At 67.3% G+C, this 15,762-nt stretch carries 15 protein-coding genes; 6 read left to right on the top strand and 9 right to left on the bottom strand.

Translation table 11 applies throughout. From position 1 onward, the window contains the following. Window positions 1-48 precede the first annotated feature (48 nt). Window positions 49-672 (bottom strand): MBL fold metallo-hydrolase, encoded by a 624-nt coding sequence (locus AC5Y5O_RS04200; RefSeq protein ID WP_096288794.1) that lies wholly within the window; start codon window positions 670-672, stop codon window positions 49-51. Then, entirely contained in the window at window positions 672-1,757 is a 1,086-nt protein-coding gene (locus AC5Y5O_RS04195; RefSeq protein ID WP_096288792.1) for an S-(hydroxymethyl)mycothiol dehydrogenase, read from the bottom strand. Before AC5Y5O_RS04195 ends, AC5Y5O_RS04200 begins: the two co-directional genes overlap by 1 nt. Window positions 1,758-1,860: 103 nt before the next feature. On the opposite strand from AC5Y5O_RS04195, the gene AC5Y5O_RS04190 reads away from it, so the two are divergent. From AC5Y5O_RS04190 to AC5Y5O_RS04180, 3 genes are all read left to right on the top strand, one after another. Beyond that, window positions 1,861-2,955 carry a class I SAM-dependent methyltransferase gene (locus AC5Y5O_RS04190; protein WP_096288790.1) on the top strand — a complete coding sequence of 365 codons (1,095 nt, stop codon included), beginning with the start codon at window positions 1,861-1,863 and terminating at the stop codon, window positions 2,953-2,955. A gap of 13 nt (window positions 2,956-2,968) precedes the next feature. Continuing rightward, a complete protein-coding gene (locus AC5Y5O_RS04185; RefSeq protein WP_096288788.1) occupies window positions 2,969-3,790 on the top strand; it encodes a serine hydrolase domain-containing protein in 822 nt (273 codons plus the stop codon). 127 nt (window positions 3,791-3,917) lie between these two features. Then, window positions 3,918-4,430: a DUF3145 domain-containing protein gene (locus AC5Y5O_RS04180; protein WP_096288786.1), complete on the top strand. Its 513-nt coding sequence runs from the start codon at window positions 3,918-3,920 to the stop codon at window positions 4,428-4,430. 52 nt (window positions 4,431-4,482) lie between these two features. Here AC5Y5O_RS04180 and AC5Y5O_RS04175 read toward each other — a convergent pair whose 3' ends face one another. The 3 genes from AC5Y5O_RS04175 to AC5Y5O_RS04165 all read right to left on the bottom strand — a co-directional run bounded on the left by AC5Y5O_RS04175 (window position 4,483) and on the right by AC5Y5O_RS04165 (window position 7,560). Next, complete coding sequence (locus tag AC5Y5O_RS04175) at window positions 4,483-5,007, bottom strand: Rv2253 family sensor-like surface protein (RefSeq protein ID WP_096288784.1); 525 nt, start codon at window positions 5,005-5,007, stop codon at window positions 4,483-4,485. 67 nt (window positions 5,008-5,074) lie between these two features. Then, window positions 5,075-5,986 carry a diacylglycerol kinase gene (locus AC5Y5O_RS04170; RefSeq protein WP_096288782.1) on the bottom strand — a complete coding sequence of 304 codons (912 nt, stop codon included), beginning with the start codon at window positions 5,984-5,986 and terminating at the stop codon, window positions 5,075-5,077. After that, entirely contained in the window at window positions 5,983-7,560 is a 1,578-nt protein-coding gene (locus tag AC5Y5O_RS04165; protein WP_096291228.1) for an FAD-binding oxidoreductase, read from the bottom strand. The genes AC5Y5O_RS04170 and AC5Y5O_RS04165 overlap by 4 nt, the downstream gene beginning before the upstream one ends. A gap of 56 nt (window positions 7,561-7,616) precedes the next feature. Between AC5Y5O_RS04165 and AC5Y5O_RS04160 the strand changes: the two genes are divergently transcribed. Genes AC5Y5O_RS04160 through AC5Y5O_RS04150 form a run of 3 tightly spaced genes read left to right on the top strand, consistent with a single transcriptional unit; the run spans window position 7,617 to window position 11,320 of the window. After that, complete coding sequence (locus tag AC5Y5O_RS04160) at window positions 7,617-8,189, top strand: TetR/AcrR family transcriptional regulator (RefSeq protein WP_096288780.1); 573 nt, start codon at window positions 7,617-7,619, stop codon at window positions 8,187-8,189. Beyond that, a complete protein-coding gene (locus AC5Y5O_RS04155; protein WP_096288778.1) occupies window positions 8,186-9,736 on the top strand; it encodes a glycerol-3-phosphate dehydrogenase/oxidase in 1,551 nt (516 codons plus the stop codon). The genes AC5Y5O_RS04160 and AC5Y5O_RS04155 overlap by 4 nt, the downstream gene beginning before the upstream one ends. 36 nt (window positions 9,737-9,772) lie before the next feature. Continuing rightward, window positions 9,773-11,320 carry an FAD-dependent monooxygenase gene (locus AC5Y5O_RS04150; protein ID WP_500023892.1) on the top strand — a complete coding sequence of 516 codons (1,548 nt, stop codon included), beginning with the start codon at window positions 9,773-9,775 and terminating at the stop codon, window positions 11,318-11,320. Window positions 11,321-11,338: 18 nt separating this feature from the next. Here AC5Y5O_RS04150 and AC5Y5O_RS04145 read toward each other — a convergent pair whose 3' ends face one another. From AC5Y5O_RS04145 to acpM, 4 genes are all read right to left on the bottom strand, one after another. Then, the gene (locus AC5Y5O_RS04145) at window positions 11,339-12,760 is read right to left on the bottom strand and encodes an acyl-CoA carboxylase subunit beta (protein WP_096288774.1); all 1,422 of its coding nucleotides are present in this window, start codon (window positions 12,758-12,760) and stop codon (window positions 11,339-11,341) included. A 48-nt stretch (window positions 12,761-12,808) separates the two neighbouring features. After that, a complete protein-coding gene (kasB, locus tag AC5Y5O_RS04140) occupies window positions 12,809-14,062 on the bottom strand; it encodes a 3-oxoacyl-ACP synthase KasB (RefSeq protein WP_096288772.1) in 1,254 nt (417 codons plus the stop codon). An 80-nt stretch (window positions 14,063-14,142) separates the two neighbouring features. Then, complete coding sequence (kasA, locus tag AC5Y5O_RS04135; protein WP_096288770.1) at window positions 14,143-15,393, bottom strand: 3-oxoacyl-ACP synthase KasA; 1,251 nt, start codon at window positions 15,391-15,393, stop codon at window positions 14,143-14,145. After that, window positions 15,390-15,737 (bottom strand): meromycolate extension acyl carrier protein AcpM, encoded by a 348-nt coding sequence (gene acpM / locus AC5Y5O_RS04130; RefSeq protein WP_096288769.1) that lies wholly within the window; start codon window positions 15,735-15,737, stop codon window positions 15,390-15,392. The genes kasA and acpM overlap by 4 nt, the downstream gene beginning before the upstream one ends. Between the last annotated feature and the right edge of the window lie 25 nt (window positions 15,738-15,762).

The following is a 15,762-nucleotide window of genomic DNA, read 5'->3' as shown; positions in this document are numbered from 1 at the left end:
TGCCTCGCCGACTCCCGGGTATGGGTGTGGGTGGTGGGTGTGACTGGGTCAGTGACCCCGGGCCACCCACTCCTCGTAGTGCACGATCTCGTCGCCGATGACGGTGCTGTCGCCGTGGCCGGTGTGCACGACGGTCTCACCCGGCAACGTCCCCAAGCGCTCGGAGATCGACTTCAGGATGGTCGGGAAGTCGGAGTACGACCGGCCCGTCGCGCCGGGGCCACCGGAGAACAAGGTGTCGCCGCTGAACACCACACCGAGGTCGTGCACGTACCAGCAGACCGATCCGGGGGAGTGTCCGGGCGTGTGTATCGCGGTCAGTTCGGTGCCGTCGATCTTCAACTTCTCGCCATCGGACACGGCGCGAAAGTCGCTGTCCGGGTGGGTCATTCGCCACAGCACCTCGTCGGCGGGGTGCAGCAGCACCGGCGCGTCCAGTGTCTTGCCGAGTTCGGGCGCCACAGTGACGTGGTCGTTGTGGCCGTGGGTGCACACCACCGCCACCACGTGACGCCCGGCGACGGCGTCGACGATCGGCGCCGCGTCGTGGGCCGCATCGAACACCACGACATTGGAGTTGTCACCGATGACCCAGATGTTGTTGTCGACTTCCCAACTGCCACCGTCGAGTTCGAAGGTGCCGTGGGTCACCACGCGGTCGATTTGAACCATCAGAGCATCACCACCGAACGCAATACCTTGCCGTCGTGCATCTTCTCGAACGCCTCCTCGATGCCGTCTAGCCCAATTCGTTCGGAGACAAACTTCTCGAGGGGGAGCCGGCCCTGCAGATAGAGGTCGATCAGGGTGGGGAAGTCGCGTTCGGGCAGGCAGTCGCCGTACCACGACGACTTCAACGATCCGCCGCGGGAGAAGAAGTCGACCAGCGGCATCTCCAGTTTCATGTCCGGCGTCGGCACCCCCACCAACACCACGGTTCCGGCCAGGTCGCGGGCGTAGAAGGCCTGCTTCCAGGTCTCGGGCCGGCCGACCGCGTCGATGACGACGTCGACGCCGAAGCCGTCGGTGAGGTCCTGGATGGTGTCGACGACATCGAATTCGCGGGCATTGACGGTGTGGGTGGCGCCGAACTTGCGGGCCCAGTTCAGCTTCGTGTTGTCGGTGTCGACCGCGATGATCTTCTTCGCACCGACCAGCGCCGCGCCGGCCACCGCCGCGTCGCCCACACCGCCACAGCCGATTACCGCCACGGTGTCGTCGCGGTTGACGGCGCCGGTGTTGATCGCGGCGCCGATTCCGGCCATCACGCCGCAGCCCAGCAACCCGGCGACGGCGGGGTCGGCCTCGGGATTGACCTTGGTGCACTGGCCGTCGGCCACCAGCGTCTTGTCGGCGAACGCCCCGATGCCCAGCGCGGGCGTCAGCTCGGTGCCGTCGGTCAGCGTCATCTTCTGGGTGGCGTTGAACGTGTCGAAGCACAGGTGCGGCTTGCCGCGCTTGCAGGCGCGGCACTGGCCGCAGACCGCGCGCCAGTTCAGGATCACGAAGTCGCCCGGCGCCACCGACGTCACCCCCGGCCCGACGGCTTCGACCGTGCCCGCGGCCTCGTGGCCGAGCAGGAACGGGTACTCTTCGTTGATGCCGCCCTCCCGGTAAGTCAGGTCGGTATGGCAGACCCCGCAGGCGATCACGTCGACCAGGGCCTCGCCCGGGCCGGGGTCCGGGACGACGATGTCCACCAATTCGACGGGTTGGCCCTTCTTGCGTGAAATCACTCCGCGCACTGTCTGACTCATGGGCTACAACCTACTGTGAGGGCCATACACTCGGCAGGCCGGTGTCCACCCATCAACAAGCGCCGTTCCAGGGACCGACAACCGGGTGTAGCGTCTGCAGAGCGTGACGACACTCGACAAGAGTTCGGACGGCGCACAGCGCCAAAGTCAAGAGACTGTCGAAGATTTCGCGGGACGCATCGTCTCGGCAATCGACGGCGCGAGCCTTGCGATCCTGCTGAGTATCGGACATCAAACCAATCTGCTGGACACGATGGCCGGACTCGGTCCGGCCACCAGCGCGCAGATCGCGGACGCCGCGGGCCTCAACGAGCGTTACGTGCGGGAGTGGTTGGGCGGCATGACGACCGGACATGTCGTCAACTACGACCCGGGCAACGCAACCTACTCGCTGCCGGCCCATCGCGCGGCGGTGCTGACCCGCGCCGCCGGGCCCGACAACCTGGCTGTGGTGGCCATGTTTCTTCCGCAGCTCGGCGAAGTCGAGCAGAAAATCATCGGCTGCTTCCGCGCGGGCGGCGGCCTGCCGTATAGCGAATTTCCACGGTTCCACGCGCTGATGGCCGAGCAGAGCGCGGCGGTGTTCGACCTCGCGCTGGTCGACGTCGTGCTGCCGTTGGTCGACGGCCTGCCGGACCGGCTGCGCTCCGGCGCCGACGTCGCCGATTTCGGGTGCGGCAGCGGTCACGCGATCAATGTGATGGCCAAGGCCTTTCCGGCGAGCCGGTTCACCGGAATCGATTTCTCCGAGCAGGCCATTGCCACGGGTACCACCGAGGCGGCCAGCCTCGGCCTGACCAATGCGCGCTTCGAGGCCCACAACCTGACCGACCTGGACAAGACGGAGGCCTACGACGTCATCACCGTGTTCGACGCGATCCACGATCAGGCGCAGCCGGCCCGGGTGCTGGAGAACATCCAGCGCGCCCTGCGACCCGGCGGTGTGTTTCTGATGGCCGACATCAAGGCTTCCAGCCGACTCGAGGACAACATCGACGTCCCCATGAGCACCTACCTCTATACCGTCTCGCTGATGCACTGCATGACGGTGTCGCTGGCGCTGGGCGGCGCCGGACTCGGGACGGCCTGGGGCACGCAGCTGGCCACCTCGATGCTCGTGGACGCCGGGTTCGACGACGTCCGGGTGCTCGAGGTCGACTCCGACCCGATCAACAACTACTACATCGCGACGAAGTGACCCGCCCGATCTGATGGCTGCTCTCGATGCGCTCGACGACTGGCCGGTGTCGGCTGCCGCCGCCGCGGTGATCGGACCCGGCGGGGTGCTGGCCACGCACGGCGACACGGAGCGGGTGTTCACGCTGGCGTCGGTCACCAAGCCGCTGGTGGCCCGCGCCGCGCAGGTCGCGGTCGAAGAGGGCGTCGTCGAGCTGGACACCCCGGCCGGCCCGCCCGGCGCGACGGTCCGGCATCTGCTGGCGCACGCGTCGGGCCTGGCGATGCTGGACGGTCGGGTGCTGGCCAAGCCCGGCACCCGGCGCATGTACTCGAACTACGGCTTCGCCGTGCTGGCCGAAACCGTGGAGCGCGAGTCGGGCATCGAGTTCAGCCGCTACCTCAGCGAGGCGGTCTGCGAGCCGTTGAACATGGGCGCCACCCGGCTGGACGGCGGCGCGGCGGAGGCCGGCTACGGGGCGACCTCGACGGTCGCGGACCTGGCGGCGTTCGCCGGCGACCTGTTGCGCCCGTCGACCGTGTCGGCCGAGATGCACGCCGAGGCGACGACCGTGCAGTTCCCGGGCCTGGACGGGGTGTTGCCGGGCTACGGCGTGCAGCGGCCCAACGATTGGGGCCTGGGTTTCGAGATCCGCGACGGCAAATCGCCGCACTGGACGGGGGCGCGCAACTCGGCGCGAACCTACGGCCATTTCGGCCAGGCAGGCGGTTTTATCTGGGCGGATCCCGACGCGGACCTGGCCCTGGTGGCGTGCACGAACCGCGATTTCGGCGACTGGGCGCTCGACTTGTGGCCGGCCCTCGCCGAAGCGGTGCTCGTCCAATACATCAAATAGGCATCGAGCACTAGCGCAACACGGGTATCACAGGGCACAATAGACACGCACGAAACAAAACATCTGCTTATCGGATCCGCCAGGTCGTTGGGGAAGACGTCCCTCGTGGAACCGAAGGAGCAGGTAAATGCGTGCGTCGAATCAATTCGCCGACGTGACGGCAGGTGTGGTGTACATCCATGCCTCGCCCGCGGCGGTATGCCCGCATGTTGAGTGGGCGTTGTCGTCGACCCTGCAGTCCAAGGCCAACCTGGTCTGGACACCGCAGCCGGCGATGCCGGGACAGCTGCGTGCTGTGACCAACTGGGTCGGTCCGGTGGGTACCGGTGCCCGGTTGGCCAACGCGCTGCGGTCCTGGTCGGTGCTGCGGTTCGAGGTCACCGAGGACCCGAGCCCCGGCGTCGACGGCCACCGCTTCTGCCACACGCCGCAACTGGGCTTGTGGAGCGGGGCGATGAGCGCCAACGGCGACATCATGGTCGGCGAGATGCGGCTGCGGTCGATGATGGCGCAGGGTGCCGACACGCTGGCCGCCGAGCTGGACTCAGTGCTGGGCACCGCGTGGGACGACGCGCTCGAGGCTTACCGCGACGGCGGCGAGGCCGGCGAAGTCACCTGGCTCAGCCGGGGCGTCGGCTAACCTCCGTCGTGATCGCAAGCGCGGCGCAGCCGGGCGCCGCGGGTCACGACCATCACACGGTGGGCGGGACGGTCGGCGGGTTCGCCGGCGCCGCGGTCACCGGCATATCGACATTGCCCCGACACGCTCCGCTGGTGATGTCGGTGTGGAAGACGCCGGTGAGCACTCCGTTCGGCCCCGGGGTGTAGGCCGTAATCGATTTCGCCGGGTCGTATTCGACGGTGCCGTCGGGCAGCAGGCAGTCCCATTTCCAGGTCATCTCGCGTACCCACTGCGATCCATTCCAGGTGAATTCGACCGTCTGCGGCATGAACTCGTTCTTGGGCGGCGGCGGGTCGTTCACCGTGGCGGTGCAGACGCCGGCCGCGCATTTCGAGGTGATCGAGACGCTGGCCCGGTGCGCGTATTCGGGTTGGCGGGCCGCGATGCTGGTGCCGGCCTTCGCGTTGGCGGACAGCGTCAGGATGTACTGCCCGTTCCACAGCGGATCAGCCGCGAATGTCGTGGGGGCCGTTGCCAGCGCGTCGCCCACTGACAGAGCCAGGGCGACGACCGCCGTTGTGCGATGTCCCGACATCGTTCCTCCCAGGGCAGCGCTCCCACGGCGCAGGTATGCCCTGATGTCGCGTTTGTCGCACGAGTTGTTACATCTTGGGGCGCAGGATCCGCAGAGCGCCGGGCACTGCGGACAGTTCCGCGGGCAGTGGGCACGCGTAGTCACCGTCGGCGTAGACGTTGATGCCGGGGCATTCGACATGGATCGTCTTGGCGCGCTCCGTGGTGACCTCGTCGAGCTGCACGTGGGTTCCCTTCAGCACGGTGGGGAAGAGCCGGACGAATTTCGTCCGGGATGCGCTGTGTGCCATCGTGATGTCGAGCAAGCCGTCGGTGTAATCCGCGTCCGGGCAGATCAGCAGACCACCGCCGTAGCTTCGGGTGTTGCCGAACGCCGCCAGCGTGATGTCGGTGTCGATCTCCCTGGTGCCGTCGAGCACCAAACGGAACGGCAACATCCGCAGTTGGGTCAGCTCGGCGAGCATCGCGACGTAGTAGCGCAGCCGCCCGTGCGGCCAACTCATCCGGTTGGCGCGATCGGTGACCAGGGAATCGAACCCGGCGGCCGCGACCGTGCCGAACCACTTGTCTTGGCCGTTGCCGTCCCGGATGCGGCCCAGGTCGATCGTCTGGGTCCAGCCGTCGGCGACGATGTCCGCGGCGGCCTCGGGATCCTTTGTGGGAATGCCGAATTCGCGGGCATGGTCGTTGCCGGTGCCCGCCGGGATGATGCCCAGCGGAATGTCGGTGCCCGCCAACACTTGCAGCGCGTTGGAGATGACGCCGTCGCCACCGGTGGCCACCAGCGCGTCGGTGCCGCGTTCGATCGCCGCGGCGGCCAGGTGGCGGGCGTCTTGGGCGTCGTCGCCGATGATCTCGTTGACCTCGATACCGTGGGCGTGCAGTCGCGCGATCGCGACCTCGGCGACGTGCACGGCGGTGCCATGCCCCGAGAGGGGATTGGTCAACGCGGTCACCTTGCCGATCTCGCGGCGATTCACGGAATCAGCTTGCCGGGATTGAGGATTCCCGCCGGATCCAGTGTGGCCTTGACCGCGCGCAGGACCCGCACGCCGAGCTCGCCCACCTCGTCGCGCATCCAGGGCCGGTGATCGGCACCGACCGCGTGGTGATGGGTGATGGTGCCACCGGCGGCGATGATCGCATCAGATGCGGCCTTTTTGGCGGCCTGCCACTGCTCGATCGGATTGCCTCGCTGGCCGGCGACGACGGTGAAGTACAGCGATGCGCCGGTGGGATACACGTGCGAAATGTGGCACATCACCAGCGCCGGTGTCCCGGTTTCGGCCAACGCGGTGGTCAGTGCCTCGGTGACGGCGGCCTTGAGGACTGGGATGTTAGACCAGTCGGTGGCGGTCTCCAGCGTCTCGCACAGTGCGCCCGCGGCCAGTAGCGAGTCGCGCAGGTAGGGCGCGCCGAACCGGCCGCGCTCCCACGCCTGCGCGGGACCCTCGCCCAGCGACGTGCCGCCCTTTTCCGCGAGCAATTGGCGGGTTTCGGCGTGCCGGCTCTCGACGTGCTCCTTGGTGCCCTCGAAGACCGTGATGCCCAGGCAGCCGCCGGTGATCTGGTTCTCACCGATCGAGTCGGTGGTGGCCAGGTTGACTCCGGTCTCGGCCTCGTCGGAAAGCCGAATCACGGTGGGCCCCGTCGCGTTTTGGGTGACCGCCCGTAGCGCGGCCGCTCCCGTCGCGAAGTCGGGAAAAGACCAGGCCTCGTAGGCGACGGCCTCCGGTACCGGATGCACCCGCAGCCGCACCTGGGTGATCACGCCCAAGGTGCCCTCCGACCCGATCAGCAGCTGGCGCAGGTCGGGCCCGGCCGCCGACTCCGGTCCGCGGCCCAGGTCCAGCGTTCCGGCCGGGGTGATCACCCGCAGCCCGCGCACCATGTCGTTGAAGCGGCCGTAGCCGGCCGAGCCCTGACCCGAGGACCGGGTCGCGGCAAAGCCGCCGATGGTGGCGAATTGGAAGCTCTGCGGGAAGTGTCCGAGCGAGAAGCCGCGTTCGCCGAGCAGGCGCTCGGCGTCGGGACCGGTGAGGCCCGCGCCGAGGACGGCCTGCCCGGACTCCTCGTCGAGTGAGATGAGCTCGTTGAAACGGCGCAGGTCGAGTGAGATCACGGCGGTGAAGTCGCCGCGGATCGGGTCGAGGCCACCGACCACGCTGGTGCCGCCGCCGAAGGGGACTACGGCGATGCCGTGCTCGGAGCAGTAGCGCAGGATTTTCCGGACGGCGTCGTCGTCCGCCGGCAGCAGGATGGCGTCGGGCGCGTCTTGAGCCGCGGCTTTGCGCTTCAGCAGATCGAGGGTGGACTTGCCGCCGGCGTGCAGCAGCCGATCGCGGTCGTCGGTGCGGCAATATTCGGCGCCGACGATCCCGGCGAGCGCGTCCTTGTCGGCCTGCGCCAATGCGGACGGACGCAGCTGCACCTGGTCGGGCGTGAGTTCTTTGCCGGTCGAATCGTCCAGGCCGACAGCCTGTTTCAGCAGTGACCGAATGCCGTCCGAGAGCGGTTTGGCGCTAGCGGGATCGCCCCACGCGTTCCATTTCATCGGCGGGAGAAGGTGCTCGGTCCCAAGATCATGCGTCATGCGTTACAGTATTACACATGCTGTCAATCAGTAACGCAGGTGTGGATGTGGCCGACCGGATCCTCGCGGCGGCCGCCAGCTGTGTGGTCGATTTCGGGGTCGACCGGGTGACCCTCGCCGAGATCGCCCGGCGCGCGGGGGTGAGCCGGCCGACCGTGTACCGACGCTGGCCGGACACGCCCGCGATCGTCGCCGCGCTGCTGACCCAACGGATCACCGGTGTGATGCACGAGGCGCCGCTGCTGGGGGAAGACCGTGAATCGCTTGTGCGCCAAATTGTTTCGGTGGCCAATCTGCTGCGCCGCGACGAGCTGATCATGTCGGTGATGCACTCGCACCTGGCGCCGATCTACATCACCGAACGGCTCGGCGAAAGCCAGCAGATGCTGATCGGCGCGCTCGCCGACCGGTTGCGGGTCGCCCAGCGTCACGGCAGCGTGCGCCCGGGCGATCCGCTGCAGATGGCGACGATGGTGTTGCTGATCGCGCAGTCGACGATTCAGTCCGAGCGAATCGTGCGGCCGATTCTCGACGCCGAGGCGCTGACCGTAGAACTCACTCATTCGCTGAACGGATACCTGTCCTCATGACCGAGTTGAATGGCGCGCGTTTGACTGCCGCCCGTCGTGCCGCCGATTTGAACGCACTGGCCGACGGTGCGTTGTTGGACGTGCTCGTGATCGGCGGCGGGATCACCGGGGCCGGAATCGCGCTGGACGCCGCGTCACGCGGGCTGCGCGTGGCGCTGGTGGAGAAACACGATCTGGCATTCGGCACCAGCCGGTGGAGCTCGAAGCTGGTCCATGGTGGTCTGCGCTACCTGGCGACGGGCAATGTGGGCATCGCTCGCCGCAGCGCCATCGAACGCGGAATCCTGATGACGCACAACGCCCCTCATCTCGTGCACGCGATGCCGCAATTGGTTCCGCTGCTGCCGTCGATGAGTCACTCCAAGCGTGCGCTGGTACGCGCGGGATTCCTGGCCGGCGACGCGTTGCGTGCGCTGGCGGGAACGCCGTCGTCGACGCTGCCTCGTTCGCGCCGGGTGTCCGCCCGGCGGGTGGTGGAGATGGCGCCCACGGTGCGTCGCGACGGCCTGGACGGTGGACTGTTGGCCTACGACGGGCAGTTGATCGACGACGCGCGCCTGGTCACCGCGGTCGCCCGCACCGCGGCTCAGCACGGCGCCCGAATCCTCACCTACGTCGCGGCATCGCAGGCCACGGGCACGTCGGCGCGGCTGACCGACCAGCGCACCGGCCAGTCGTTCGACGTGTCCGCCCAGGCGGTGATCAACGCTGCCGGGGTGTGGGCGGCCGACATCGACGGCTCACTGCGCCTGCGGCCCAGCCGTGGCACACATTTGGTCTTCGACGCCAGCGCTTTCGGGAATCCGACTGCGGCGCTGACGATTCCGATTCCCGGCGAGCTCAACCGCTTCGTGTTCGCGATGCCCGAGCAACTGGGCCGCGTCTACCTCGGGCTCACCGACGAGGCCGCGCCGGGCCCGATTCCGGATGTGCCCGAGCCGTCTGCTGGCGAGGTCGAATTCCTGCTGGACACGGTCAACACCGCTTTGGGCACCGCGCTGCAGGCCACCGACGTGATCGGGGCGTACGCCGGCCTGCGACCGCTGATCGACACGGGTGAGGGTCGCACCGCCGACGTGTCGCGCGAGCACGCCGTCGTCGAGTCGCCCGCCGGGGTGATCAGCGTGATCGGCGGCAAGCTGACCGAATACCGCTTCATGGCCCAGGACGTCCTGGACCGCGCCGTCAGCCTGCGGCGACTGTCGGCCGCCAGCTGCCGGACCCACCAGCTGCCGCTGATCGGGGCACCATCCAATCCCGGGCCAGTAGCCGGTGCAACGGCCGGGCTGCCGGCCTCGCTGATCGCCCGCTACGGCGCCGAGGCGCCGACCGTCGTCGCGTCCGCCTCCTGCGCGCGCCCGACCGAGCCCGTCGTCGAGGGCATCGACGTGACCCGCGCGGAGTTCGAATACGCCGTCACTCACGAGGGCGCGCTGGACGTCGACGACATTCTCGATCGCCGAACCCGGGTCGGACTGGTACTCCGTGATCGTGAGCGGGTGGTGGATGAGGCGGCGGAGTTCCTCGCGGGGGTCGCCGGGAGTTAGTAGGTATTCAAATATGACATGAGCTATCATTTTATAGTGACTGTCATATTACGGGTTCCGGTACTGATTGTCGGCGCCGGCGCGGGCGGGCTGGCCACGTCCGCGCTGCTCGCACAGCACGGCGTCCGGTCGCTGCTGGTCGAAAAGCGCGGCGAGGTGTTCATCTATCCCAAAGCCCGCAACCTCAGCTTCCGCAGTCTGGAGATCCTTCGCGGCCTCGGCCTGAGCGACGAGGTGCACGCGATCGGCGAGCACGAGCCGGTCGTGGTGACCAAACCGACCCTCAACAGCACGACGGAAGAGCCTGCGATCGACTTCGAGGCGATGTTCGCCGGCCTCGACGCGTTGAGTCCCGAGCCGACCGTGCAGTACTGCCCGCAGAGCAGATCCGAGCCCATGCTGCTGGCGGCAACGCGCCACCGCGGCAGCGAGGTTCGGTACGGCACCGAGCTGCTGTCGTTTGAATCGGACGAGACCGGCGTCACCGCCGTCATTCGCGACCGGGACTTCCAGGAGACGCAAACGGTCCGGGCCGACTATCTGGTCGGCGCAGACGGAGTGCACAGTCCCGTCCGCACTGCGCTGGGCATCGAGACCTCGGGCTACGGCGCGCTGCCGATCTTCGTGGTTTTCATGTATTTTCGGGCACCCTGGCGCAAGTTCGTCGCACACATCGGCGAGGGAGGTGGCGTGCAGGTCAAAAATGCTGACGTACAAGGCATCTTCATTGCCGCCGACGACGACCTCGGGATGTTCATCACCACCTATTTCCCCGACAAGGGCGAAACCGCAGACCAGTTCACGCCGCAGCGGTGCCGCGAGATGCTCACCCAAGCGATCGGCGAGCAGATGGACATTGACATCATCGAGATCGCGGCGTGGCAGCCGTACGAGCAAGTTGCTAACCAATTCTCTTGTGGGAGAGTATTTCTCGTCGGGGATGCGGCGCACACTATGCCGCCGTTCAAAGCCGGGGGAGCCAACACCGCGATTCAGAGCGCACACAATCTGGCCTGGAAGCTGGCCGCGGTGCTGCATGGGACGGCCCGGCCGGCGCTGCTGGACACCTACCAGACCGAACGGTATCCGGTGGGGCTGTTCGCCGCCCGTCAATCGCTTTCCGGCCCAACCATTTCCTTGCTCCGGCTCGAGGATGACCGGCCGCTACTGCCGCCGGGCGAAGAGTGTTCGATGTTCGCGTTGCTGGTGGGCTACCGCTACCGCTCGGCCGCGATCGTCACCGACGATTCGTCTGACGGCCAGTTGGTGGAGCAGTTGCGCGGCGAGCCGGGTACCCGGGTGCCACACGTGTGGGTGCGCGACGGGGTCTCGACGCTCGATCTGATCGGCGGTGAGTTCACCGTGCTCAGCGGCGACCAGCGATGGTGTGCCGCCGCGGATTCGGCGTCGATCGCCGCCCATCGCATCGACGGCGACGAGTGGGCCGCGGCGACCGGACTCTCGTCGGACGGCGCGCTGCTCGTTCGGCCGGACGACTTCGTCGGCTGGCGTGCCGAGAAGCTGCCCGCCGACCCGGAAGCCGAACTACGCCAGGCGCTTTCGGCGATGCTGTGTCGCGAGTGAATCGCGAGCGCTGAGAAATTACAGCGGGATGTTCTTATGGCGACCGCGGCGCGCGGGCGCTTCGGCCAGCGCCTCGCAGAGCCTGCTGCGGGTGTGCGCCGGGTCGATCTTCTCGTCGACCACGCCGATCTCGATGGCGCTGTCGACGCCGCCGGCGATCCGCTCGTGCTCGGCGGCCAGCTCGTCGTGCAGCGCTTCGCGCTCGTGGTCCGGCGCGGCGGCCAGCTTGCGCTTGTGCAGAATCCCGACCGCGGCCTTGGCGCCCATCACCGCGACCTCGGCGTCCGGCCACGCGAACACCTTGGTGGCATTCAGTGAGCGGGAGTTCATCGCGATGTAGGCCCCGCCGTAGGTCTTTCGGGTGACCAGCGTGACGCGGGGAACGGTGGCCTCACCGAACGCGTGCAGCAGCTTCGCGCCGCGGCGCACCACGCCGCCCCACTCCTGGTCCACGCCCGGCAAGTAGCCGGGCACGTCGACGACCACGATCAGCGGAATCCCGAAAGCGTCGCACAGGCGCACGAAACGCGCTGCCTTCTCGGCACTTTCGGAATTCAGGCAGCCGCCCAGCCGCAGCGGGTTGTTGGCCAGCACGCCGACCGTCCGTCCCGACAACCGGCCCAGGCCGACCACCATCGACGGTGCCCAGTGGGCCTGGAACTCGTCGAACGGCGTCTCGCTGTCCAGGATCGCGGTGACGATCGGGTGCACGTCGTAGGCGCGTCGCGCGGATTCGGGCAGCAGTGCATGAATGTCGGTGTCACCGGCCTCGGCCTTGGTGCGGTCGAAATGTCCTTGCTGGCAGAACAATCCGACCAGCCGACGGCCGCGCGCGTAGGCGTCGAGCTCGTCATCGGCGACGATGTGGCACACACCGGACTTCTTGTGGTGGGTCTCGGGACCTCCGAGCGAGCACATGTCCACGTTCTCGCCGGTGACACTGCGCACCACGTCGGGGCCGGTGACGAACACCCGACTTTCCGGCGCCATCACTATGACATCGGTCAGCGCCGGCCCGTAAGCGGCACCACCGGCGGCGAAGCCGACGACCACCGAGATCTGCGGGATATAGCCCGACGCCCGGATCATGGCCTCGAACACCAGGCCCACCGCGTGCAGCGCCTTGACACCCTCGGCCAGCCGGGCACCACCGGAGTGCCAGATGCCGACGATCGGGCTCTGCTCCTCGATGGCGGTGTCGTAGGCGTTGACGATGTGCTGGCATCCCTCGATGCCCATCGCGCCGCCCATCACGGTTCCGTCGGTGCAGAACGCGATGGTGCGTACGCCGTTGACGGTGCCCGACGCGGAGAGCACACCCGAGCGGTCACGCTCGTGCAGCAGCTCGACGCTGCCGTCGTCGAAGAAGTTGCTCAGACGCAGCAACGGGTCTCGGGGGTCGAGCGACTCGCCAACCGCCTCGGGGGCCATGAGTGTCATCGCAGATCTCCTGTTTCCGGTGAGCTCGGGGTCCAATACCGCTGGGTTCTAATACCGTCCAAAGGTGATCGCCACGTTGTGACCGCCGAATCCGAACGAGTTGTTGATCGCATACCGGTAATTGCCCGGCCGCGGCTTACCCGCCACCACGTCCAAATCGATTTCTGGATCGAGGTTTTCCAAATTCAGTGTCGGCGGGATTACCTGCTCCCGCAACGCGAGGACCGTCAAGATCGATTCCAACGCACCGACCGCACCCACCGAGTGACCCAGTGCCGCCTTGGGCGCATAGATCGCGGGGTGGTTGCCGCCCAAGGCCCGGTTGATGGCCTTGCTTTCGGCGAGGTCGCCGACCTGGGTGCCGGTGGCGTGGGCGTTGATGTGGTCGATTTCGGCAGGGGTGATGCCCGCGAGCTGGATCGCCCGCTGCATCGCGTGCGCGGCACGTTCCCCGTTGGGATCCGGTGCCACCATGTGGAACCCGTCCGAGGTCACGCTGGCCCCCATGATGCGGGCCAGGATGTTGGCGCCGCGAGCCTTGGCGTGCTCCTCGGTCTCGATGACCATCAGCGCGCCGGCCTCGCCGAACACGAAGCCGTTGCGGTCCTTGTCGAACGGACGGCACGCGCCGGCGGGGTTGTCGTTGGTGGTCGACATCACGACGCGCATCGCGGCGAACGCCGCGATCGGCACCGCCTCGATCTGGGTCTCGACGCCACCGCAGATCGCGATGTCGGCCTCACCGAGCACGATCTGCTGCCAGGCCCGGGCGATGCCCTCATTACCGGATGCGCACGCCGAAACCGGCGTCATCACACCGGCTTTGGCTTGCCGTTCCAGCCCGACCGCTGCGGCCGCACCGTTGGGCATGTACTTCTGCACGCCCAACGGGGAAACCGCTTTCATGCCACGCTGGCGCATGTCGTCGTAGCTGAACACCAATTCCTCGGACGAGCCGAGGCCGGTGCCGATCGACACCGCCAACCGGTTGGTGTCGACTTCCGGCGAACCGGCGTTCTCCCACACCCGGCGGCCCAGGATGGTCGACATTCTCTGCAGATAACCGGTGCGACGCAGCTCGATACGAGTGAGCTGACTGTCGAACTCCTCCACGAGATGCCCGCCGATGCGAACCGGCAGGTTGTACTCCTCAACGAACGGGTCGGTGAGGGTGCGGATTCCACTCTGGCCGTCTAGCAATAACTTCCAGGTTTCTTCCGCGTCGGGTGCCAAGGCAGTCGTCGCGGCGATGCCGGTGACGACCACGTTGGGGAATGCTTTCCCCGTAACCAGCTCTGTCATGGGAGTGGCGAACGTTCCTCTCGTGCTTGTCCGGTTCCTCCTCGGGCCGTTGCGGCCCGCATCGTCACCGGACGTCGTGCTCAGTAACGCCCGAAGGCGAGGGCCACGTTGTGGCCGCCGAACCCGAATGAGTTGTTGATCGCGTAACGGAAATCGCCGGTGCGAGGTTCGCCCGCGACGACATCCAAAGCAATCTCGGGATCGGGGGTTTCGTAGTTGAGGGTTGGCGGGATGACGCCATCCCGCAGGGTCAGCACTGTCAGCACCGACTCGAGCGCCCCGACTGCGCCGATAGAGTGCCCTAGCGCCGATTTCGGCGCGTACACGGCGGCCCGCTCGCATCCGGCAACCCGGATGGCATTGGCCTCAGCGGTGTCGCCGATCGGCGTCGCCGTGCCGTGCGCGTTCACGTGGTCGATGTCCTTGGGGGACACGCCCGCCAGTTCCAGCGACCGGGTCATCGCGCGACCGGCACGCACGCCGTCCGCCGCGGGCGCCACCATGTGGAAGGCGTCCGAGGTGATACCGGCACCCATCAGCCGGGCCAGCGGCTTGGCGCCGCGGGCCTTGGCGTGCTCTTCGGTCTCGATGAGCATCAGGGCCCCGGCCTCGCCGAACACGAAGCCGTCGCGGTCCTTGTCGAACGGCCGCGACGCACGCTCGGGCTCGTCGTTGCGAGTCGACATGGCCCGCATCATCGAGAACGCCGCGATGGGCAGCGCCTCGATCGGTCCCTCGACACCGCCGCAGACGGCGACCTCCGCGTCACCCATGACGATCTGGCGCCAGGCGTGCGCGATTGCCTCGGAGCCCGAGGAACACGCCGACACCGGGGTGATCACCCCGGCCCGCGCGCCGAGCTCCAGACCAACTACGGCAGCGGCGCCGTTGGGCATGATCATCTGAACGGCGAGCGGCGACACCTTGCGGGGGCCGCCCTCGTTCATCAGGTCATAGCTCTCGACGATCCGCTCGGCGCCGCCCAGACCGGTGCCAACGACGACGCTGAACCGGTCCGGATCGAGCTCCGGGTTGCCGGCCGACTCCCACAGCTGACCGCTGAGATATTTGGCCAGGCGCTGGACATACGACATACGGCGCAGGTCCAGCCGTCCCATGTGGTTGTCGATCGGCTCCTTGAGGTGCCCGCCGATTTTGACGGGCAGATCCCATTTGTCGACGAATTCGTCTTCGAGGACGCGGATGCCGCTTTCGCCTGCCAGCAAGCCCTTCCACGTGCTCTCGATGTCCGGCGCGATCGACGTCGTCGCCGCGACAGCGGTTACCACAACATTGGGGTAACCGCCGTTAGCAGTGGAAGGCTTGGTCACTTGCTGTCCGCTTCCAGCCTCGACTGGACGTTGGCAGCAGCCTCGGGGTTCTCCGACACGATCTTGGCGCGCAGCGCCTCGGCGGCCTCGGGGTTCTCTTCTTCCAGCTTCTGGATGTAGGAGACGACGTCACCGACGGTACGCAGACCGGCCAGGTCCTCGTCCGGGATCTTCACGCCGTACTTGTCCTCGGTCTGCACGGCGATCTCAACCATCGACAGCGAGTCGATGTCCAGGTCGTCGACGAAAGACTTCTCCGGGGTGACCTCAGAGGGCTCAATACCGGTGACCTCTTCGATGATCTCGGCGATACCGGCGATGATTTCTTCCTGCGAAACGGCCACAGCCTTTACTTCCCTTCGTAATGTG

The organism is Mycobacterium sp. NGS40 (assembly GCF_059812735.1).
This window is presented reverse-complemented; position numbering and strand designations above follow the sequence as displayed.